15 protein-coding genes are annotated in these 21,967 nt (G+C 72.2%); 11 read left to right on the top strand and 4 right to left on the bottom strand.

Annotation, left to right across the window (positions count from 1 at the left end):
• Positions 1 to 36 precede the first annotated feature (36 nt).
• The 4 genes from ACG2DA_RS07630 to ACG2DA_RS07615 all read right to left on the bottom strand — a co-directional run bounded on the left by ACG2DA_RS07630 (position 37) and on the right by ACG2DA_RS07615 (position 5,105).
• Complete coding sequence (locus ACG2DA_RS07630) at positions 37 to 615, bottom strand: response regulator (protein ID WP_395254946.1); 579 nt, start codon at positions 613 to 615, stop codon at positions 37 to 39.
• A 430-nt stretch (positions 616 to 1,045) separates the two neighbouring features.
• Positions 1,046 to 2,968: a tRNA uridine-5-carboxymethylaminomethyl(34) synthesis enzyme MnmG gene (gene mnmG / locus ACG2DA_RS07625; protein ID WP_395254945.1), complete on the bottom strand. Its 1,923-nt coding sequence runs from the start codon at positions 2,966 to 2,968 to the stop codon at positions 1,046 to 1,048.
• A 259-nt stretch (positions 2,969 to 3,227) separates the two neighbouring features.
• Entirely contained in the window at positions 3,228 to 3,464 is a 237-nt protein-coding gene (locus ACG2DA_RS07620) for a hypothetical protein (RefSeq protein ID WP_395254944.1), read from the bottom strand.
• A gap of 93 nt (positions 3,465 to 3,557) precedes the next feature.
• Complete coding sequence (locus ACG2DA_RS07615; protein ID WP_395254943.1) at positions 3,558 to 5,105, bottom strand: tetratricopeptide repeat protein; 1,548 nt, start codon at positions 5,103 to 5,105, stop codon at positions 3,558 to 3,560.
• 616 nt (positions 5,106 to 5,721) lie between these two features.
• Here ACG2DA_RS07615 and nusA point away from each other — a divergent pair.
• From nusA to ruvB, 11 genes are all read left to right on the top strand, one after another.
• A complete protein-coding gene (nusA, locus tag ACG2DA_RS07610) occupies positions 5,722 to 7,557 on the top strand; it encodes a transcription termination factor NusA (RefSeq protein WP_395254942.1) in 1,836 nt (611 codons plus the stop codon).
• A 194-nt stretch (positions 7,558 to 7,751) separates the two neighbouring features.
• Complete coding sequence (infB, locus tag ACG2DA_RS07605) at positions 7,752 to 10,982, top strand: translation initiation factor IF-2 (protein ID WP_395254941.1); 3,231 nt, start codon at positions 7,752 to 7,754, stop codon at positions 10,980 to 10,982.
• Positions 10,983 to 11,069: 87 nt separating this feature from the next.
• A complete protein-coding gene (rbfA, locus tag ACG2DA_RS07600) occupies positions 11,070 to 11,747 on the top strand; it encodes a 30S ribosome-binding factor RbfA (RefSeq protein WP_395254940.1) in 678 nt (225 codons plus the stop codon).
• Between the two features lie 93 nt (positions 11,748 to 11,840).
• Positions 11,841 to 12,767, top strand: a complete 927-nt coding sequence (locus ACG2DA_RS07595; protein WP_395254939.1) for a hypothetical protein — start codon at positions 11,841 to 11,843, stop codon at positions 12,765 to 12,767.
• A 38-nt stretch (positions 12,768 to 12,805) separates the two neighbouring features.
• On the top strand, positions 12,806 to 15,118 hold the full coding sequence (locus ACG2DA_RS07590; RefSeq protein ID WP_395254938.1) for a tetratricopeptide repeat protein: 2,313 nt from the start codon (positions 12,806 to 12,808) through the stop codon (positions 15,116 to 15,118).
• Between the two features lie 108 nt (positions 15,119 to 15,226).
• On the top strand, positions 15,227 to 15,982 hold the full coding sequence (locus ACG2DA_RS07585; protein WP_395254937.1) for a YebC/PmpR family DNA-binding transcriptional regulator: 756 nt from the start codon (positions 15,227 to 15,229) through the stop codon (positions 15,980 to 15,982).
• Positions 15,979 to 16,941 (top strand): hypothetical protein, encoded by a 963-nt coding sequence (locus ACG2DA_RS07580; RefSeq protein ID WP_395254936.1) that lies wholly within the window; start codon positions 15,979 to 15,981, stop codon positions 16,939 to 16,941. The genes ACG2DA_RS07585 and ACG2DA_RS07580 overlap by 4 nt, the downstream gene beginning before the upstream one ends.
• A gap of 104 nt (positions 16,942 to 17,045) precedes the next feature.
• Positions 17,046 to 18,143, top strand: a complete 1,098-nt coding sequence (locus ACG2DA_RS07575; protein ID WP_395254935.1) for a hypothetical protein — start codon at positions 17,046 to 17,048, stop codon at positions 18,141 to 18,143.
• A 32-nt stretch (positions 18,144 to 18,175) separates the two neighbouring features.
• On the top strand, positions 18,176 to 19,300 hold the full coding sequence (locus tag ACG2DA_RS07570; protein ID WP_395254934.1) for a zinc ribbon domain-containing protein: 1,125 nt from the start codon (positions 18,176 to 18,178) through the stop codon (positions 19,298 to 19,300).
• 108 nt (positions 19,301 to 19,408) lie between these two features.
• Positions 19,409 to 20,623 (top strand): zinc-ribbon domain-containing protein, encoded by a 1,215-nt coding sequence (locus ACG2DA_RS07565; RefSeq protein ID WP_395254932.1) that lies wholly within the window; start codon positions 19,409 to 19,411, stop codon positions 20,621 to 20,623.
• A 181-nt stretch (positions 20,624 to 20,804) separates the two neighbouring features.
• Positions 20,805 to 21,926 carry a Holliday junction branch migration DNA helicase RuvB gene (ruvB, locus tag ACG2DA_RS07560; RefSeq protein ID WP_395254948.1) on the top strand — a complete coding sequence of 374 codons (1,122 nt, stop codon included), beginning with the start codon at positions 20,805 to 20,807 and terminating at the stop codon, positions 21,924 to 21,926.
• Positions 21,927 to 21,967 lie beyond the last annotated feature (41 nt).

Raw genomic sequence — 21,967 nt, 5'->3', positions numbered from 1 at the left:
CGGCTCCGACGAACGGTAAGGAGACCCGGACGGCGATCAGGCCGAGGGGGCTTCCATGTCGAGCAGGGCACACACCCGTTCAAGCAGCGTTTCCACGTCGAACGGTTTGTGGAGGAAGTCGTCGGCGCCGCTCTCCTTGAGGTCGGCGACCTTCTCCCGCTCGACCATCCCGGAGATGCAGATGATCCGGGTGGCGTCGAGGTTGGAGTCGCTGCGGACCCGCTGGCAGACCTCTTGGCCGTTAATGTCCGGGAGCATGATGTCCAGGATCATCACGTCCGGCTTGTACTCTTTGACGGTGATGCCCGCGTCGAAGCCGTTGTTGACGGCCCGCACGTCGAAGCGGCCGTCGGCCTCGAGCACGTCGCGGATCAGTTCGACCAGCGACTCGTCGTCGTCCACCACCAGGGCCTTCCGCTTCCCGCTCTCCAGCGAGTCGGTCGGAATGCCGTTTTCCTTCATGAACTTGTACAGGACCTCCCGGGGGATCCTGCGGAAGCGGCTGCCGGGGACGCGGAAGCCCTTGAGCTGTCCGCTGTCGAAGCAGCGGATGATGGTCTGCTGGGAGACCTTGCAGATTTTGGCGGCTTCGCCGGTGGTGAAGACGGTCTTCATCGACAGATCAGTCCGTGATCGGGATTTACGGCCGGACTTCTTCCCCCCCTTCTTCCGTGAAGAGGGCCTCTTGGCAGAGGGGTTGGGGGAGGCGTCGTCGCCGGGGGACTTGTTCGCCCCGCCGCCGCCCGTATTCGGGGCGTCGTCGGGAGCGTTCGAGTCGCGTGGTGGATCGGGAGCGTCGGGCATGCCGGGCGGGGCCGGGACCCGGGGGGCCCTGTCGATTGGGGGGCGACAGGCCCCGGAGCCGCTTTGGGGGGTTTAGGAAGGGAAGATCACGCCGGTCAAGGCGACTCCGCCCGATTTGACTGATGCCTCGATCATACGTCGCCCCCCCGGATCGTCAACGACCCGCAAAACCCCCGCAATCGACACATTCCCCACTTTGACGCCGCGTCCCGGGCCGGTCCCCCGCCGAGTTCCCGGACAATCAGAGGGGGACGGAGCGGTCCCGGGCGGCGGCGTCGCGGCCGGCCCGCTCCAAGGCGACGACCAGGACGGACAGGTCCGCCGGGGTGATACCGCTGATCCGCCCGGCCTGCCCCACGTCCGCCGGCCGGACGCTGCCAAGCTTCTCGCGAGCCTCGTGCCGCAGGTGCTCGACGGCGGCGAAGTCGAAGCCCTCGGGAATGCGGACCGCCCCCCACCGCTTCGCCTTTTTCACCTCCGCGGCCTGCCGGGCGATGTAACCGGCGTACTTCGCCGCGATCGCCGCCTGCTCCGCGGCCCGGGGGTCGAACCGCCGCTCCCGCCACTCGAGGATCTCCTCCAGCGACTCCAGCGTGACCTCCGGCCGCCGCAGCCGCTCGGCGAGCGTCTTCCCCTCGATGCGGCGCCCCTCGAGGAACGCTTCGCAGCGGGCGATCTCCGCCTCGTGCCGGGCGAGGCGCCCCGTCCGCTCCGCACCGACCAGGCCGATCGACGCCGCCAACGGGGTGAGCCGGCGGTCGGCGTTGTCCTGGCGGAGCGTCAGGCGGTGTTCCGCCCGGCTGGTAAACATGCGGTAGGGCTCGTCGGCGCCCTTCGTGACGAGGTCGTCGATCAGTACGCCGAGGTAGCCCTCCTCCCGCCCGATCGTCAGCGGCGGCTTGCCGGCGACGGCCAACGCGGCGTTCGCCCCGGCCAGCAGGCCCTGCCCGGCCGCTTCCTCGTAGCCGGTCGTGCCGTTGATCTGGCCGGCGAAGTACAGCCCGGCGACGCGGTTCGTCTCCAGCGTGCTCTTGAGCTGCGTCGGCGGGGCGAAGTCGTACTCGACGGCGTAGCCGAGCCGGGTGATGCGGGCCTTCTCCAAGCCCCGGATGCCGCGGACGAGTTCCTCCTGCACGTCCCGCGGCAGACTGGTGCTGATGCCGTTGCAATACACCTCGCGGGTGTCGCGGCCCTCCGGTTCGAGGAACACCTGGTGCGAGGACTTGTCGGCGAACCGGACGACCTTGTCCTCGATGCTCGGGCAGTACCGCGGCCCCGTCCCGTGGATCGCCCCGGAGTACATCGGCGCCCGGTGCAGGTTCGCTCGGATCAGGTCGTGGACGGCGGGGGTCGTCTCCGTGAGATAGCAGTCGACCTGCGGCTGCGCGATGCGGTCGGTGAGGAAGGAGAACGGCCGCGGATCGGCGTCGCCGGGCTGCGGCTCGCAGGCGTCCCAGTCAATCGACCCGCCGTGAATCCGGCAGGGCGTGCCGGTCTTGAAGCGGGCCAGTTCGAACCCCAGTTCCCGCAGGGCGCCGGAGAGCCCGGAGGAGGTCCCCTCCCCCGCGCGGCCGCCCTTGGCCTTCGCCTCACCGGTGTGCATCACCGCGGACATGAAGGTGCCGGTCGTCAGCACGACGGCCGGGGCGTGAAAGACCGTGCCGTCGGCGACGCGGACGCCTGTGACGACGTGAGGAGTGAGGGGTGAGGAGTAAGGAGTTGCGTTCGAGCTACAGTTCTCCTCACTCCTCCCTCCTCCCTCCTCATCCACCACTAAACCCACGACCGTCTCCTGCCGGACGCTGACGTTCTCCGCGTCCTCGACGGCGAGTTTGACGAAGCGGCGGTAGTCCTGCTTGTCGGCCTGGGCCCGGGGGCTGTGCATCGCCGGCCCCTTCGACCGGTTCAGCATGCGAAACTGGATGCCGGCGGCGTCGATCGCCCGGCCCATCAGGCCGCCGAGGGCGTCGATCTCCCGGACGATCTGCCCCTTGCCGACGCCGCCGATCGCCGGGTTGCAGCTCATCACGCCGACGGTGTCGCAGCTCATCGTGAGCAGCAGCGTGTCCGCCCCCAACCGGGCCGCGGCCAGCGCCGCCTCCACCCCGGCGTGGCCGCCGCCGATGACGATCACGTCGTGACGGTGAACGGCGGACGAGGGCATGGCGAACCGGGGGCGGGGTGAGAACGGAGCGGCGAACAGTCTACGGAGTCGCCGGCGATCCGTCGGGTTCGCCCGCCTTCCGCCGGGCCGCCCCCAACGGGATCCCGACCACAGCCGACCCGCGGTCGGGACCCCGGGGCCGGGGACGCTTCGCACCCGACGCGGCCGAACGCGAGTCCGGAGCCGTTCCGGGAATGAACGAGCCCCGAGCCGGTGAACCGGCTCGGGGCGACGTTCGGACGGCGGTCGACGGGGAGGCTCAGATGCCGCCGTCTTCCTCCTCGAGTTCTTCGCTGGGCCGCTCGGCGGCGGGATCGGTCCCCATTTCCGTCTCGGAACCGGATTCGAGGGCGGGGTCCGCGTCGTCGACGACCACCGGGTCGGCCGGAGCGACGCCGCCGACGGAGGGTTCGGTCTCCGGCTCGTCCTCGCAGCCCACCATCAGGCAGGGGGCGAGCAGCAGGGCGGCGGCGGTCAGCAGGCGGGCACGGATCATCAGGGAACCTCAGGGGCTGGGTACGGGAGGACGACACGCTAGCGTCGCCCGCGCCCCGGCGCCCCGGTCGCATCCCCGGTCAGGACATGGTGGTCACTCGCCCAACGCAATCTTCGCCCCGCGGTAGGCGGAGAGCTGCTTTTGCTCGGTCTCCACGGCGACGCGGAACGCGGCCTCGGCGCCCTCCTCGTCCCCGGCCCGGAGGCGGTCGCGGCCGATAAAGTAGTGGGCCTCGCACTGCTGGGCCGCGGCGGCCCGTTCGTTTTCGCTGGTGATCTTCGACAGCAGTTCTTCCGCGGTCAGTCGGTCGAGTTGGAACTGGAGCAATCGCACGACCCAGTCCACGCCGTTGCCGCCGTTGTCCAGGGCGAGGGTGACGCCCGGGTCCTCGGAGCCGTCGCGGCCCAGGGCGATGAGGCTTTCCAGGCGCCACGGATGCAGGTGGCGATAGCCGGGGTTGAGCCGTAGGGCGGCGTCGAACTGCTCCAGCGCCCCGGCGTAGTCGCCGGAGAAGAAGAGAACGAACCCGAGGTCGCTGTGGGCCGTCGGGTTGGTCGGCGCCTGCTGAACCGCCGTCTGCTGGTCGGCGGCGGCGCCGCTCAGATCGCCGGCGAACAGCCTTGCGTTGCCGCGGAAGCCGTACACGCCGGGCTGGTTCGGGTTCAGCTCCAGACTGCGGTTGAAGTCCGCGATCGCCGCGGTGGTGTCGCCGGCGTCCAGCGCCGCCTTGCCGCGGTTCGTGAGGGCGTAGTGATAGTTCGGGTTCAGCTCCAGCGCCCGAGTGAAGTCGGCGACGGCGCCCTCGCGGTCGTCCTGACTCAGCAGGTACATGCCGCGATTGTTGTAGACGAGCGGGTTCTCCGGGAAGGCGGCGACCATCTGGTCGAACGCCTCGCGGGCCTGCTCCGGCGTGCCGCCGATCTGCAGCGTGTTGGCCCGCTCCGCGGCGCTGGCGAGGTGGTTGGGCAGCGTCTCCAGGGCGGCGGAGAAGTCCGCCACGGCGGCGTCGTACTGCTGCAGGTACCGCTTGGCGAGAGCCCGCTGATACAGCAGGTTGCCTTCGGTATCGGCGTCGAGGTTCTCGCGACCGAGCACCGTGTTGGCCGTGTCGACGGCGACCTGGGCGTGCTCCTCGCGGCCCTCGATCATGCCGAGGTTGGTCATGCCGTAGAGGTACGGCAGGTAATACTTGCTGTTCGTCCGGCCGCCGAGGCTGATCGCCTCGCGGGCGTCGGCGATGCCGTCGCGGATCATTTCCGTGTCGCCCCGCTTCAAGCCCAGTTCGACCTTGGCGCTGCCCCGGAAGTACAGCGCCTGGTGGTTGCGGGCGTTCTCGCGGACGGCGGCGTCGGTCTCCTGCACCACGCCGTCGTAGTCGCCGGCCTGGTACTTCTGCTCCGCCCGGGCGACGGCGTCGCCGGCCGGGGCGGCGCCCTGCCCGTCCTGGGCCGGGGCGGGCGCTTCGGAGACGCGGGCCGCCGGCCGCTGCGGACGCAACCGGCGGAACAACTGGGCCGACGCGGTGTCCGCGGCGACCGTGCCCACGGCGAGGGCCGCCGCCAGCGGCGCCAACTTGCGGAGCGACCGACCGCGGGAAGAACGGCCGGAGACGGCGGGGCGGGCGGGACGACGCCGGAGCATGACTGCGAAACCAGGACGAGGGACGGGGCGACGGCAGGCGAACCGAGCGACGCGGTCGTGCCGGATGTGCGGAGAATAGCGACCCCGGCGGCCCCGCGTGAGACGGGCCGGACCGGCGGGCGGGGCGGGCCGGGGGGACGCGGGCGACCGCCTTCCCGCACCGTCGGACGCCGCGGCGCGGCCGGTTGACGCTGCGCCGCGGCGCCCATACCGTCGCTGCCACCCGATCGGTCCGTCGATCGGTCGGGTTCGGTCGTCGCTTTTTCGTCGACCGCCACGGCGATGTACGGTTCGGTCCGTTGACGCCCCGATCCCGGGGAGGACAATGCCGGACCGGCTCCGCCGCGTCCCCCGCCCCGTTTTCGCGCACCTCCCCCGGTTCGCCGCCCATGTCCGGTTCGTCTCTCATGTGAGGACCGCGCCCCGAACCTCGGCCCGCGTCGCCCCGCCCCCCTCCCCGAGGGCTCCGGAGCGACCCCGCCGGGAACCTCGGCGCCCCGTCACGTGCGGGGCCGTGGGCGGGCTTCGGCCCGCCTTTTTCATTTTCACACCTCCGTCACCGGGCCCCCTCCCCAGCGGGGGCCGACGCCACCCCGCCCGCTGCCCGACCCCCTCGATGAAGATCAACGAGATCAAGCGGATCGCCGGTGCGATCAGCCTTGACCGCAATATTGACGCGGAGATCGTCTACGAGGGCATCGAGGCCGCCATCACGCAGGCGGCGCTGAAGGTCTTCGGCGAGGACGCCGAGGTGCAGGTCTCCATCGACCGCGAAACCGGCGAACCGGACGCCTCCGTCAACGGCAACCCGCTCTCCAGCGACGACATCGGCGACCTGCTCGGCCGCATCGCGGCCCAGACCGCCAAGCAGGTGATGATCCAGAAGATCCGCGAAGCCGAGCGCGACGCCCTCTTCGACGAGTTCACCGCCCAGCGCGGCGAGATCATCAGCGGCACGATCACCAAGGTGGAGCCCGGCGGCACCGTCCTTACCAACCTCGGCAAAACCGAGGCGATCCTGCCCCGCAGCGAGCAGATTCCCGGCGAAACGCACAACGTCAACGAGCGCGTGCGGGCCGTCGTCATGGACGTCCGCAAGCAGGGCAGCCGGGTCAAGATCATCCTTTCCCGCACCCACCCCGAGCTGGTCCGCCGCCTGTTCGAACTGGAGATCCCCGAGGTGTCCGAGGGCACCATTGAGGTCCGCAGCCTCTCCCGCGAGGCCGGCTACCGCTCCAAGGTCGCCGTCACCTGCCACGACCCGAAGGTGGACCCGGTCGGTGCCTGCGTCGGCGTCCGGGGGGCCCGCATCCGCAACGTCGTCGACGAACTCGCCGGCGAGCGGATCGACATCATCCGCTGGAACGACAGCCTTCGGGTGCTCGTCCCCAACGCCCTGCAGCCGGCCGAGGTGGAGGACGTGATCCTCTGCCCCCAGCTGGGCAAGGTCATCGTGCTGGTGGAAGAGGACAATCTGAGCCTCGCCATCGGCCGCAAGGGGCAGAACGTGCGACTGGCCTCCAAGCTGGTCGGCTGGGACATCCAGGTGATGACCCCGGAGAAGCTCGACGCCCAGATCGCCGAAAGCGTCGCCCAGTTCACCCGCATCCCGCAGATGGACGAGGACCTCGCCGAGAACCTCGTCGCCCAGGGCTTCTTCACCTTCGACGAACTGTCGATCATCGAGCCGGACGCCCTGCAGGAGATCAGCGGCCTCGACCCGGCCAGCTGCGACGCGATCGTGGAGTTCGCCGACGAGGAAAGCGCCCGCCAGGAGGCCGAGGAGAAGATGGCCCGCGAACGTCGCCGGCAGTTGCGGGCGATGGGCATGACCGAAGACGACCTGAAGCGCCGCACCGACGCCGCCCGCGCCGCTGAGGCCCGCACCGGGGAGATCCCCGCGGACGCCGCCGCCGCGAACGCGGCGGTGGGAGCGGCGGTCCCGAACGACGGCGAGGCCGACGGCCCCGCCGAGATGCCGGACCCCGAAGTCGCCGAAGCGATGGCCGAGGACGCCGCCGAAGCCCCGACCGCCGAGGGCGAGGCCGAAGCCGCCACAGAGCGTGAGGAGGCGCTGGAGGGAGCCCGCATGAGTCCGCCGCACGAATCCGCCGAGCCCCTCCCGGCCGACGAGGCCGGCGAGGACTCCGCCACCGCGAACCTGACGAACGCCCCCGTCGCCGTCGGCGACGATCCCGAAGCCGCGGCCGCCCCGGCCGATGCGGAGGAGACGGCGCTCGACCAGACCGCCGCGGACGAAATCGCCCCGCCGCAGTCGGACGCTCCCGGGGTCGATGCCGACCTCGCCGGCGCCGCCCCGGTGGACGACGAGAACGCCGGCGCCGCCGGCGTGACCCCCGACCAGGCCCGTCCGAGCGCGGACGACGCCGCCCCCTCCGCCGACGGCGTCCTGTCGGTCGAGGAGGAGACGCCGGCGGGAGAACCCGTGTGACTTCCCATCCCGACGGCAAATTGTCGTCTGACCGGCGTCGTCCGGTCGCGTAGGATCGGCGGGGGGTGAGGCCCCCGCGTCAGATCAGGTCGCCGCCTCCGCGGCGATCCCGCGTTGCCTCATCCCGCCCGCGTTCGCCCGCCCCTGGCGCCGCGTTCGCTCACTTCCCCCCGCGTGTTACCCGAGAGGCCGTCTTGAAGGTTCGGATTTTCGCCCTGGCCAAAGAGCTGGGGATGGACAGCAAGGAACTCTTCGAACACGCGGCGGAGGCCGGCGTGAAGGTGAAGAACAACGCGCTGGCCAGCGTGTCCGAAGCGGAGCGGGACGTCATCCTCGCCCACATCAACGGCGAAGGCGCGTCGGGGGGCAACGGCAAGGCCGCGAAGAAAGCGGCCAAGAAAGCCGCCGCGGAGTCCAAACCCGCCGCCCCGGCGGCCCCCGTCCGCCCGCAGCGGCCGGTCGAAAAAGAGATCCGCACCGTCGGCGGCCCTGCGAAGCAAGAACGCCGGCCCGAACCCGCCCCGGAACCGGAGCCGGAGCCCGAACCGGAACCCGTCGCCGAAGAACCCGCGCCGGAACCGGAGCCCGAGGCCCCGCCGGTCGAGGCCGAAGCCAAGCCGGCGGAGAAGCCCGCTCCCGAACCGGAGAAGCCCGAGACGCCCCAGCGGCCGCAGACCCGTTCCGAGCGGATCGCCGCGATGCGGCCGGTGCGGCCCGTCGCCGGCGGCGGGAAGCCAGTGCGGACCCTCGGCTCCGGCGGCCCGCAGCGGCCGGCGTCGAAGCCGTCCGGCAACGCTCCGGCCGCCCCGTCGGTCGCCAAACCCGTCGCCAAGCCGGCGGCGCCCCCCTCCAAGCCCGCCCCCGCCGCGACCCCGGCCCAGCGCCCGGACAAGCCGCTGCCCGCCGGCGTCGCCGAGGCCAAACCGACCCCCAGCGCCGCGCCGGAGAGCAAGCCCGCCGCGACCCCGCCGCCCACCAAGGCGGAGGCCGCCGAGCCGGCCAAGCCCGCCGCCCCGCAGCGCCCGGCCAAGCCCGCCGGTTCGCTCCGCGACCGCATGCGGGCCGGCGGTCCGCGGGAGATGACGGCGATCGGCGTCGTTCAGACCACGAAAAAGCAGCGGGAGAAGAAGCGCCCGCAGATCGCCCGCCCCGCGGTCGCCGCCCCGCCGGAGCCGCCCACGCCGGCCCGCCCCGGCAATAAGGCCAAGGCCAAGAGTGCCGACGAACCGAAGGCCCAGAAGCCGGACGTGAAGCTGACGGCCGCGATGATGGGCGGCGAGAGCCCCCTGTCGCAGCACGTCCGCGGCATCGCCACCGGACAGCGGAAGAGCGCCCTCCGCCGGGACTCCGGCGGCAAGGCCGACGCCAAGAGCCTGCTGGAACAGCGCCGGCTCGAACAGCTGAAGCGGGTCGAGGACCAGCGCCGCCGGCGCCGTCCCCGCCCCGGCGGCGGGTTCCCGCCCGGCATGCGCCGCCGCGGTCGCAGCCGGAACAAGGGTCCGGTCGAGTACGAGAACGAAGCCGTCGTCGAGGCGCCGATCACGGTCCGCAGCCTCTCCGAAGGCATGGGCCGCCCGGCGAACAGCATCCTCCAGGTGCTGTTCAAAGCCGGCCGCATGGCCACGATGAACGACTCCCTCACCGAGGAAGAAGCGCTGGAGATCGCGCTGGAACTCGGCGTGGAGCTGGAGATCAAGAGCGGCCGGGACCTCGAGGCGGAGCTCGAGGAGCTGCTCGAGATGGACGAGGACGAAGCGGCCCTGGCGCCCCGCCCGCCGGTCGTCACGATCCTCGGCCACGTCGACCACGGCAAAACGACGATGGTGGACAAGCTCCGCAGCGGGAACGTCGCTGCGGGCGAGGCCGGCGGCATCACCCAGCACATCGCCGCCTACCAGGTGATGCATGACGGCAAGCCCGTCACCTTCGTGGACACCCCCGGTCACGCCGCCTTCGGCGAGATGCGGGCCCGCGGGGCGAACGTCACCGACCTCGTCATTCTCGTCGTCGCCGCCGACGACGGTGTGATGCCGCAGACGGAAGAGGCCATCTCCCACGCGAAAGCCGCGGAGGTGCCGATGATCGTCGCCCTCAACAAGATCGACCTGCCCGGCGTCGACGAACAGAAGACCCTCCAGGGTCTCGCCCAGAACGACGTGCTCCCGGCGGAATGGGGCGGCGACGTCGAAGTCGTCCGCACCTCCGGCGAGACCGGTCAGGGCTTGGACGACCTGCTGGAGACCATTCAGCTCACCGCCGAACTGAACGAGTACAAGGCGAACCCGGACCGCGACGCGGTCGGCACCTGCCTGGAGGCCTTCCGCAACGAGGGCCGCGGGCCGGTGAGCTGGTTCATCGTGCAGAACGGCACGCTGAAGGTCGGCGACGTGGTCCTGTGCGGCAGCGCCTACGGCAAGGTCCGGGCGATGTACGACGACCGCGACAACCCGCTCAAGCAGGCCGGCCCCAGCACGCCGGTGAAGGTGTCCGGCCTGGACGAGGTGCCCGAAGCCGGCGCCCACTTCTTCGTGATGAAGAGCCTCGACGACGCCCGCGAGCTGGCGGAGCAGCGCCGCTTCGCCGGCCGCAGCGAGGAGCTGGCCAGCATGAACCAGCGCCCGCAGACCTTCGACGAGATCATGGCCGCCGCCCGCGGCGAGGCGGAGACCACCGACCTGCCCATGATCCTCAAGGCCGACACCCCGGGCTCGCTGCAGGCCCTCAAGGCCGAACTGCTGAACCTGGACAACCCCGAGGTCCGCGTGCGGCTCAAGCACAGCGGCGTCGGCCCGGTCAACGAGTCGGACGTGCGGCTGGCGGACACCGCCGCGGCGGTCATCATCGCCTTCCACACCGAAACCGACCCGCGAGCCGAGCAGCTGGCCGATCAGGAGGGCGTGGAGATCCGCGACTACCAGATCATCTACGAGGTGATCGACGACATCCGCAACGAGCTGGAAGGCCTGCTCAAGCCGGAACAGCGGGAGATCCCCACCGGCCGCGCCCTGGTGCTGGCCACCTTCAAGACCAGCAAGTTCGGCACGATCGCCGGTTGCCGGGTGCTGGGCGGCACCATTGCCCGGGATCACCGCTGCCGCGTGGTCCGCGATCAGGAGATCATCGGGGACTACGACATCGCCTCGCTCCGCCGCGAGAAGGACGACGTGAAGGAGGTCCGCGAGGGCTTCGAGTGCGGCATCCGGCTCAAGCGGTTCAACGACGTCCGCGAGGGCGACCTGCTGGAGGCGTACCGCGTCGAGGAGGTGAAGCGGACGCTCGAACAGGCCGAGGCCGAGGCGAAAGCCGCGGAGCAGGCCCGCGAACTGGCCGCGCTGGAGGCGGAGGCCCTCGGCGACGACGCCCCGGAGGATCCGGACGCGCCCAAGCCGGTCGTCCGGCAGTTCCGCGGCCGCCGCGGCCGCTAACGGTTTCCGTCACGCGGCGACCCCGCGGGGCCGCCGCGCCGCTCCTTTCCCCTTCCCGTCCTCCGTCCACTCCCCCTCCCCCCCGCGTTGGCGAAGTCTCGTAAACTGGCAAAGCTGAACCGGGCGCTCCGGGAGGTGGTCAGCACGCAGGTGCTGTTCAACATCCGCGACCCGCGGGTGCGCGGCGTGACGGTGCTGGACGCCGACATCGCCCCGGACGGCCGCACCGCGAAGGTGTACGTGACCGTCCTCGGCGACGAGGAAGCCGAACGCCGGGCGCTGGAAGGGCTGGAGAGCGCCAAGGGGTTCTTCCAGGCGAAGATCGCCGACCGGCTGGAGACCCGCTACACGCCGGTGCTGACCTTCGTGGCCGATCACGGGGTGAAGCGGAGCGTCGAGATCAGCCGCTCGCTGCAGGAGGCGACCGGCCGCAGCCTCGCCGAACCGGACCCGCCCGCCCCGGAGCCGTTCGACTTCAGGGAGGCCGCGAACCAGCCGGCGGCCGAGGAGCCGACCGCGGAGGAAGACGCGGCGCCGTCCGGCGCCGCCCCGCGGTCCCGCGACGCCTTCGCCCTGCCGGACCCGACCTCCCCGATGGAGCCGCCCCCGCCGCCGGACCGACCGGACGGCGAGTACACCCCGCCCTCCCCCGTGGCCCGGCCGCCGCGGCCCGACCGGCCCGCCGCCGGTTCGTCGGGTTCGGACTCTCCCGATTCGGGTCCGCACGAATCCGGCCCGACTGACTCCGGCCCGCCGTCGCCGTAGTTCGCTCATCGCCCCCGCCGCCGGCGCCGGGGCTCTCCCCCCCGTCCGGCGGCCCGCCCGCCGCGCCCCCCAACCGACCAAGAGGCTTCGCTGATGAAGGCGTCTGACCGTCAGGAACTGGCGAAGACAATCACCCCGCTGCTGCAAAAAGAGTACGGTCCGCCCCCGCCGGAGGCGGACCGCCCGGTGCTGGAAACGCTGATCTTCAGCGTGCTGCTGGAAGACTTGCCGGTCGAGACCGCGGAGCGGGCCTACGAGTCCCTGACGGGCGCCTTCTTCGACCTGAACGAGATCCGCGTCTCCACCATCGCGGAGATCAGCGCCACGCTGGAGGGCCTGCCGCGGCCGGAGTTGCGGGCGCACCGCATCCGCACGGTGCTGCAAACGGTGTTCGAGGACGGCTACACCTTCACGCTGGAGCCGATCCGCAAGAAGACCCTGGAGCAGGCTCAGAAAACGCTGGAGGGCATCCGCGACCTGTCCACCTTCAGCCGGCAATACACCCTGCAACACGCCCTCAGCGGCCACGCGGTGCCGGTGGACGGCACCACCGGGCGGGCGGCGGTCTGGCTGGGGCTGGCCGAGGGGGACGAGGAGACCGGCGAGATCGACGAGGCGGAGATCGCCGACTCGCTCAAGAGCGCGATCCGCAAAGCGGACGCCCCGGAGTTCAACCACCTGCTGCGGGCCTTCGCCACGGACGAGCGGTTCAAGGACCTGTTCGGCAAAAAGTGGGCGATCCCCGACGGCGGCTACAACCCGGCGGACGCCGCCGAGCGGTTGAAGAAGACGCTGGCCGATCCGTTGGCCGGGCTGCCGCCGACGAAGAAAAAGGCGGCCAAGCCGAAGGCCGCCGCCAAGTCGAAGGCGGCCAAAACCTCCGCCGAGGACGCGGAGGAGACGTCGAAAGCGAGCGCCAAGAAGGCGGACGGGTCCAAATCGACGGCCAAGTCGTCAAAATCGTCCTCCAAGGCGAAGAAACCGGCGAAGGCCGCCGCGAAATCGTCCGCCAAAAGCTGACCCCCTCGCCCGCCGCCACCCTCCCGGGAGCCGCACCGATGACGACCGCCCGCCCCTCCGCGGCCCCGCTGGCCGCGGGCCTGCTGTGGCTCCTCGGCTCGTCGGCCGCTCCGCTGGGGGCCCAGGAGGCGCTGCCGGAACCCGTCCCGTCCGCCGCGGCGACGCCCTCCCCCGCGGAGGCCGCCGCGGCCCTGACCGTCGGCCCGGCGGAGGCCCCGCCCGCGCCGACCGAGCCGCTGCGGCCCCGTGACGAGACAGGCGACGAGGCGGTGGAGGCGACGGCCCGGTTCCTCACCGGTCAGTTCCTGCTCCGCGACGGCGACCCGGAGGCCGCCCTGGAGGCGTTCCTCGCCGCCCGCGAACTCGCCCCGGACTCTGCGGAGGTTCTGCGGTCGGTCGTCGCGGTGGCGTTCGAACTGGGACGGAACGACCTGGGCGCTGAGGTCGCCGCGGAGCTGTCCGACCGGCTGCCGAACGACTGGCAACTCGCCCGGACGCTGGCCCAACTGAAGCTGGGCGCCGGCGACGCCGCGGAGGCGCAGAAGTACCTGAAGCGGGCCGCCCTCTCCCCGGACCTGCCGAAGGCCGGCCCGGAGGCCGCCGAGGTGCTGCGGGGGTTCGCGGTGCTCAGCGCCGGACTGCGGCAGTTCGAGGACGCCGCCGAGGCCTACGCCCGCCTGATCCCGCTGATGAGCGGCGCTGAGGGCGGGCTCGACTTCCGGACCCGCGCCGCCCTGCTGAGCGACGCCCGCACCGCCCCGCTCGTCGCCGCGCGGGTGCTCACCGGCGTCGGCCGAAACGCCGACGCGGCGGAGGCCTTTCGGCTGGCGCTCGCGCTGGAGGCCGGCGCCCCCGGCAGCGTTGTGGACACCCCGGAGGAGCCCGCCGCCCGGGTGCAACTGGCGACGGTGCTCGTCGCGTCCGGCGAGCCGGAGCAGGCGTTGACGGAGATCGACAAGCTCCTCGCCGACGTTCCGGACGAAGCCGACGACGCGATCGCGGCCGCCGCGCTGGTGATCCAGAAAGCGTTGCAGGACCTGGACCGGAAGGGCGAGATCGTCGACCGGCTCGCCGCCCTGCACGAGCAGTTCCCGGAGAACGTGGCGGTGGCGGTGAGTCTCGCCGCCGCCCGGGCCGACGCCGGCGATCTGGCGCGGGCCGAGGAGGAACTGGAGGCGCTGGTCGAGGAGAACGAGACCGTCTGGCTGCCGCTGAGCACCGTGCGGCGGCTCCGCGGCGACCCCGTCGGCTGGTTGGACGCCGTCGCCCGGGCCAAAGCCGCGGGGCTGGAGAACACCGACGTGGAACCCGTCCGGGCCGCCCGGGACGAGGCGTTCCGCGACGCCGTGCTGAGCGCCGTGCCGCCGGCCGATCCCGCGCCGAAGGACGAGGACGACGGCGGCGTCGCCCTGGCCCGGGAGGTCACGCGGGCTCAGCTCGCCGCGGCCGCCGGCCGGGCGGAGGAGGTCGAGGCGGGGCTCCGCAGCGCCCTGGAGCGGGACCGCAGCCGGCGGTTCGACGTCTTCCTCACCCTCATCAGCGTGCTGAACGACCTGGAGCAGGAGGAGCGGGCCGCGGCCGTGGCCGACGAGGCGTTGGCGGACGAGGGGCTGGACGACCCGGACCTCGGCGCCCGGCGGGCGGAGTTCCTGACGGTCCGGGCCCAGCTGTATCGGCAGGCCGGCGACGCCGACGCCGCGGTCGAGACGCTGCGGAAGGCGGAGGCGCTCTCCCCGGAGAATCCCTTCTTCGCCTACCAGGCGGCGATCGCCCGCTTTGCCGACGGCGATCGCGACGCGGCGATCGAGGAGCTGGAACGGACGCTCAAGATCGCCGACTCGCTGCCGAACGGCGGCGGGGAGCTCGGTAAGCAGGCCCGATCGCTGCTCTCCGCCCTGCTGGTGCGGCGGGGCGACTACGAACGGGGCGCCGCGGTGCTGGAACGGCAGCTGAGCATCACCCCGGACGATCCGGGCATCCTGAACGACCTCGGTTACCTCTGGGCGGACCGCGGGATGAACCTGCCGCGGGCGGAGCGGATGATCCGGGCCGCCGTCGCCGCGGAGCCGGACAACGCGGCGTTCCTCGATTCGCTCGGCTGGGTGCTGCTCAAGCGGGGCAAGCCGCAGGAGGCCCGGGAGCCGCTGGAGCGGGCCGCGAAGCTGGCCGCCGAGCAGGACCGCGAGGGCGACGGCACGATCTGGAGCCACCTTGGGGACCTCTGGGCCGCCCTGGGCGAGCCGGAGCAGGCCCGCGACGCCTGGAGGGCCGCGCTTCAGCGGGCCAACACCGCCGAGGAGAAGGACGAGGAGATGATCCGCGCCCTCAAGCAGAAGCTCGGGCGGGAATGACGCGGTTGGGTGAGCCGCTCTCCTGAAGAGAGCGGCTAACTCGGCCGCCGCCCGCTATCCTGCCCGGCCCCCGTACGTTTTTCCGACAGCAGACGTTCCCGTTTCGAAATGGCCGGTCACTCCCACTGGGCGAACATCCAGCGATCCAAGGGGATCGTCGACAAAAAGCGGGGCAAGCTGTTCGGCAAGCTGAGCCGGCTGATCATCGTCGCCGCCCGCAGCGGCGGGCCGGACCCGGACATGAACCTCCGGCTGCGGTACGCGATCGATAAGGCGAAAGCCGTGTCGATGCCGAAGGACAACATCGAGCGGGCCGTCAAGAAGGGCGCCGGGGAGCTCGACACCGGCGAGAGCTTCGACGAGGTGATCTACGAGGGCTACGCCCCCGGCGGGGTCGCCGTGCTGTGCGACATTCTCACCGACAACCGCAACCGCACCGCCGGCGAGATCCGCAAGACGTTCGACCGCTTCGGCGGCAGCCTCGGCACGACCGGCTGCGTGGCCTACCTGTTCGACCAGAAGGGCGTCTTCACGATCCCCGCCTCGGCGACGGACGAGGAGACGCTGTTCGAGGTCGCCCTGGAGGCCGGGGCCGAGGACGTGAAGCGCGAGGGCAGCGATGAGGACGCGGTGTTCGAGGTGCTCTGCCCGCCGACCGACTTCGACGCCGTCGCCGCGGCCCTCAAGGAAGCCGGCATCGAGCCGGACAATGCGGAGGTGACCCGCGTGCCGCAGAATTACGTCGACCTCGACAACGACACCGCTGGGCAGGTGCTCCGGCTCATGGAGGAGCTGGAGGACAACGACGACGTCCAATCCGTCTCCGCGAACTTCAACCTGCCGGACGGCTACGAGGTCGGGTGAGCGAGCCCGGCCGCACTGAGTACCTCTGCGACGCCTGCGGACTGACGTTCCGGCCTGCGGAGCTCGGCGGCGAGCAGTACTGCCTGCGGTGCGGGACGGCCGCGTATGCCACCGACGGCGCCGCCGTCATCGCCCCCGACGGGCCGACGAACCTGACGCTCGGGGCACTGGCGGCGGCAATGTGGTCGAGCTACCGCGAACGCCTGCCCGGCTTCGCCCTGACGACCCTCGCCGCGGTTCTGCTGACCGGCGGGTGGTCGTTCGCGCTGTTGGTCCTGTTGGCCCTGTTGCTGACGACCCGCGACGTCCGCTTCTCGCCGGCAACGGCCCTGGCCGTCGGTACGCTGTGGGGCGTGGGCGTTTCGGCGGTGGGCTTTCGCACCGTCGCCGGGTTGGTCGATCACGCGGTCCGAATTGCCCGTGGCGCCGCCACCCCGGCGGGGCGTTCCCGATTTCTGTTCGCCGCGTGGGGCGGCCGCTTCGCGGCGTGCGGGATCCCGCCGGTGCTCGTCACGGCGACCTGCGTCCTCCTGCCGCTGTTCGCCTCGGACTGGACTGGGGTGGATCAGAGGACGTGCGCGGTCGCCGCGGGGCTCGCGGCGGCGGTCGTTCCCGCGGCTCAGTTCGCCCTCCTCTGGCCGACTCCATATCTCATCCGCGACCGCGACGACCTGACCGGGCTGCGGCCGCTCGCGGCAGCGTGGCGGTTCGTCGAGGGGGTGCGGTTCGAGGCGACCGCCGCCGGGCTGCTGGCCTACGCGCTGCTCGCGTGGCCGCTGGGGCTGTTCTTCGGCGGGATGCTCCTGGCGCCGAACACGCCGGTGCCGTTCTACACCGTGGGAGCGACGGTTCTTCTCTGGCCATTCACGGCGCCGCCGGCGTTCCTGTTGCTCGCCCACGCCCACGACCGCATCGCCCGGCTCGACGCCGCCGCCGCGGAGGAGGCGGGGGACGAGTGACGTGAACCGCCGGCGGCCGTCGATCGGTTGTGGCGGGGACGCGGTTGGGACATCGTCCGGTCGCCGCTCCGTTTCCACTCTTCCCGCTGCCGGAGCCCTGGACCGTGGCCGACGACCGCATCGAGTTCCACTGCGAGACCTGCGGGAAGTCGCTGCGGGCCCCGCTCAGCAAAGCCGGGGCGGAGGCCGACTGCCCGCAGTGCGGCGACCGAGTGCGGGTGCCGGACCGCCCGCCGGCGGAGCCGCGGGACGACGTTGCAGAGGCCGTCGTCTGCCCGGTCTGCGGGGAACGGGTCAGCCCGGACGCCGCCGCCTGCCCCTCCTGCGGCGAACTGCTGGGCGACCTGAACGACCTGTCGGCCGGTCGCCGCTGGGCCGAGGGGAGCGAAGGGCCGACCGAGGTCACGCTCGGCAGCGTCTGGCACGTCGCCTTTGAGGACTGGAAGGAGCACTTCGGCGTCCTGCTGGCCGCCGTGCTGCTGTCGCTGTCGATTCTGATGGGGGTGGGATTCACGCTCTACGTCGGGATGTTCGTCGTGATGTTCGCCGGCATGGCCGCGGGCGGCGGGGGCGCCGGCTCGGAGGCGTTGCTCGTCGTGATGGCGGTCGCCTGGTTCTTCGTGCTGTTCGGGACGATTACGGCCGTCAGCAGTTGGCTGACGCTCGGTCTGGCCGGGATGCACCTGGAGGCGGTCCGCACCCGGCCGGAACTCGGCACGCTGTTCCGCTCCCCCGGCCTGTGGCGGATGATTTTGTGCGGGCTGATCGTCGGCGTCTTCAACGTCGTCTTGTCCTACCTCCCGTCGGTCGCGCTGTTCGGCATCGGGGCGGCCGTCGGCGGGGGCGACGCCTTCGCGGCCGCGGGGCTGATCGGCCTCTACCTGGTGCCGTTCGTGGTCGGGCTGGGCACGTTCCTGCTGTTCTGGCCGGTGCCGTTTCTGTGCTTGGACCGGCCGGACCTCGGGCACGTGCGGCCGCTGGCGGCGGCGGTCCGCTTGCCGGGCGGATCGTGGGGCGGGTACCTGGCGGTCGGGGCGGCGGCGTACGGGCTCCTGATGGTCGGGTATCTGCTCTGCGGCGTCGGCCTGCTGTTCACGGGGCCGCTGGCCGGGTTGATGCTCGCCCACGCCTACGACCGCTTCGACCGCGCGGACGCCGACGCCCACGGCCCCCGCGTGCTGGATCCCGAAGGCGTCATCTAGGCGTCCGCCGTCGTCCGGTTCCCTTCTCCGCCATGACCGCCGCCCCCGCGACCGTCCCCTGCGTCGTCTGTCGGCGGGACCTGGAGGCGCCGCCGCAGGGCGGGACGGTCGTCTGCCCGCAGTGCGGCGAGGCGAACGTGCTTGCCGCCAGCGGCCAAGCCGCCGGGCCGCGTTGCCCGAATTGCGGGGAGCCGGTCGCCGTGGACGCCCCCGCCTGCCCCGCCTGCGGCGAACTGCTGGGCCCGCTGACGGACGACCTCGACAGTGCCGCCCCGCGGAGTCCCCGGTCCGGCGCCGCCGACGCGACGCTGGGGGCGATCGTGAAAGACGCCGCCCGCGACCTCGCCCGGCACTGGTGGTTACTGGGGCTGAGCGCGCTGGCGGCGGAACTGCTGTGGATCATGCTGTTCGTCAGCCAGGTGCTCCTCGGCGTCGGCGGGGTGTACCTCGGCGGGGCACTCGACGGGTGGCGGGGCGAAGGGGCCGTGTGGGGGTTCTTTCTCGGTTACGGGATCGGGGCGTTGGCGGCCCTGCCGGTGAACGCCGCGGCGCCGCTGGGGCTGGCGAACCTGCACCTCGCGGCGGTGCGACGCGTCCTGCCGCGGGGCGGTCGTAGCGGAGAGGGCTCCCGGTTCGCCCCGCTGTGGCGGGCCCGCGGCCGCCGCCGCATGCTGCTGTGCGGGGGGCTCGTGCTGTTGGCGTTCGGCGGTCAGGCGGTGGCGGCGCTGTTCGTGATGGATGCGGTGGAGTCGGACCTGCGACGGGCGACCGGGTCGTACGACGTCGTTCAGACCTGTTGGATTGCGGCGATCGCCCTGCCCGCGTTGATCGCCTGGCTGCTGTTCTGGCCGCTGCCGTTCCTCATCGTCGACCGGCCGCACCTTCGCCACGTCCGCCCGCTGAAGGCCTGCCTACACCTGCCGCGTGGACATTGGGGCGGCTACGTTGCGATCGGACTGGTGAGCGCCGTCGCCCTGGTGGCGGGCGGATTGCCGGCGCTGGTCGGCCTACCGGAGATTGGGCTCTGGCTGTGCCCGCTGACGCTGCCGGTCACCGGGCCGATGGCCGGTCTGTTAATCGCCCACGTCTACGACCGCCTCGCCCACAGCGGGGCAGACCGGGAGGAACCGGCGCCGCTGGACCTGGAGGTCGGCTGAGCGCCGATCGCGGCCAGGATCGGGGCGGCGTGATCCGGGATCGTTGTCGCGGCGTTCGCGGCGGGGGATCGTGCCCCGTTCTCCCTCGTCCCGTCCGCCCCGCCGCCGATGTCCGCCGACGACCCCCGTGACGCCGCCCCCGACCCCGAGGCGCCGCGGGTGGAGGGAGACCGGGTGCTGTTCCGCTGCGCGACCTGCGGGAAGGAGCTGCGGACGCTGCGGAGCCGCGTCGGACAGACGACCGCCTGCCCGCAGTGCGGCGACCCCGTCACCGTACCGGACACCGGCGTCGCCCCCCCGCCGCCGCCCGCGGCGCCGGCCGCCCCGCGGACGACCGCCTGCCCGATGTGCGGAGCGGAGAACTCCGCCGGCGCCGTCCACTGCGCCGTCTGCGGGGAACGTTTGCCGCAGTCGGCCCCGTCCGAACGGGCCGCGGCCGGCGGGCGCTTCCGGCGGCGGGTGGGGACGGTTTCGTTGGGGGAAACGTTCCGCGAGGGGAACCGGCTGTTCGGCGAGCACCTCGGCCTGTTGCTCGGCGGGGCTCTGCTGACCGGGGCGCTGATGCTGCTCGGCGGGTGCCTGATCGGTATGCCGTTCCAGTTCGTCGGCATGGCCGCCGGCGGGCAGTTCGCCGACGCGATGGCCGGCGCCCCCCGCCGGCCGGACGTCGGGTCCGCCCTCGTGATGACCGGGGTGAACCAGGTCGGCCAGTTGGCGGCGATCGCGGTGCTCTCGTTCCTGCTCGCCGGCTACGTGCGGCTGCGGATCAATTTGGCCCGCCGCGGCCGAGCGTCGATTGAGGACCTGTTCGCCGAGCGCGGCGTCTGGGCGAGCGCGGCGCTCACCACCGTCGTCTACACGCTGATGACCTCCCTGCCCAGCAACCTCGCCTGGGCGGTGGCGTCGGCCGGCGACGGCGGGGCGCAGGCCCTCGGGTTTCCGGCCATGGTCCAACCGGGCCCCGCCGGGCCGGGGTTCGACTTCGATCCTGCCTGGACCGCGGTCACCGGGGCGCTGGGGCTGCTGCAGTTCGTCTTGGCCGTGCTGTTCTGGCCGTACCTGTTCCTCTGCGTGGACTACAAGATGAGCGGTCTGACGCCGCTGTCCGCCGCGTGGGAGACCGCCCGCGGCAGCCGGTGGGCGCTGGCGGGGCTCTCGATTTTGCAGGGGGTGATCATGGCCGTCGCGGCGATCCCCTGCGGGCTCGGCCTGTTGCTGGCGATTCCCTACGTCAGCGCCCTGAACGTGGCGGCGTACGAGCAGATCAGCGGGAACCACGCCGCCGGCCCGTCGCGGGAGCGGAGCCCGGCGGCGGCCCATTGACGGTGTACGCGGGACCACTAAAGTGAGGCGTTCCGGGCGTCCCCGCTGGACGCTCCGCCGCCGCCCGCCGATGATCCCCTCGCCGGCCGACCCCGCCGCCATGATCCGCAGTCGCCGCACCGCCCGTCCGTCCGCCGCGGTGCGGGCGGCCCTGACGGTTCCCTCGTCTCCCAAGGCCCGGATGGCCCGCCAACCCACCTACCGCAGCGACGACGACGGCCCGCGGGACGAGGCGTCGCCCCCGCCCCGCCCCGCCCCGCGGCGGGAACGCGGCGAACCGGACGACACGCCGGCCCCCGGCACCCCGGACGCGGAGTTCGAGAACAGCCTGCGCCCCCGCCGGCTCTCGGAGGTCGTCGGCCAGCGGAAGGTGGTCGAACGATTGGGCATCACTCTGGACGCCGCCCGCCGCCGGGGCGAACCGCTGGGCCACCTGCTCCTCGACGGTCCGCCGGGGCTGGGCAAAACGACGCTCGCCACGGTCGTCCCGCGGGAGCTGGCGACCGACGGCGGCCCCGGGGACATCCAGTACACCAGCGGCCCGGCCCTGCGGGCCCCGCACGATCTGGTCGCCTACCTCACCTGCGCCACGCGGGGCTCGGTGCTGTTCATCGACGAGATCCACCGGCTGCCGCCGGCCGTCGAGGAGTACCTCTACCCGGCGATGGAAGACTTCCGCGTCGACATCGTGATGGGCGAGGGCACCGGCGCCCGCACGGTGAGTTTGAACATCGAGCCGTTCACCGTGATCGGCGCCACGACGCGCAGCGGCATGCTGACGGCCCCGCTGCGGGACCGCTTCGTGAACCACGAGCGGGTCGAATACTACGAGGAGAAGGACCTGGCCGAGATCGTCCGCCGGAACGCGGCGAAGCTCGGCCTGACCTGCGAGGGCGACGCCGCGGAGCAACTCGCCCGCCGGTCCCGCGGCACGCCGCGGAAGGCGAACAACCTGCTGCGGTGGTGCCGGGACTTCGCCCAGGTGCACTCCGAACGCGGCGCCCTCACCCCGACGCTCGCCGCCCGGGCGCTGGAGATGCGGGAGGTGGACGCCCTCGGCCTGGAGGGCCAGGACCGCCGCTACCTGCGGACGATCATCGAGGCCTTCGCCGGCGGGCCGGTGGGGCTCTCCACGCTCTCCCACGCCCTCAGCGTGCCGACCGACACGCTGGAGGACGAGGTCGAACCCTACCTGCTCCGCTGCGGCCTGATGCAGCGCACCAGCCGCGGCCGCGTCGCCACGATCCGGGCGTGGGAGCACCTGGGATTGGACCGTTCGCCTGACGGCGGAAACCTGTTCTAAAAAGCCTCAAGACCAAGAATCCAAGAACCAATTTGCGACGA

The organism is Alienimonas sp. DA493 (assembly GCF_043951915.1).
Classification (GTDB): Bacteria; Planctomycetota; Planctomycetia; order Planctomycetales; family Planctomycetaceae; genus Alienimonas.
The sequence above is the reverse complement of the archived record's forward strand: the minus strand, read 5'-3'. Positions and strand labels throughout refer to the sequence as shown.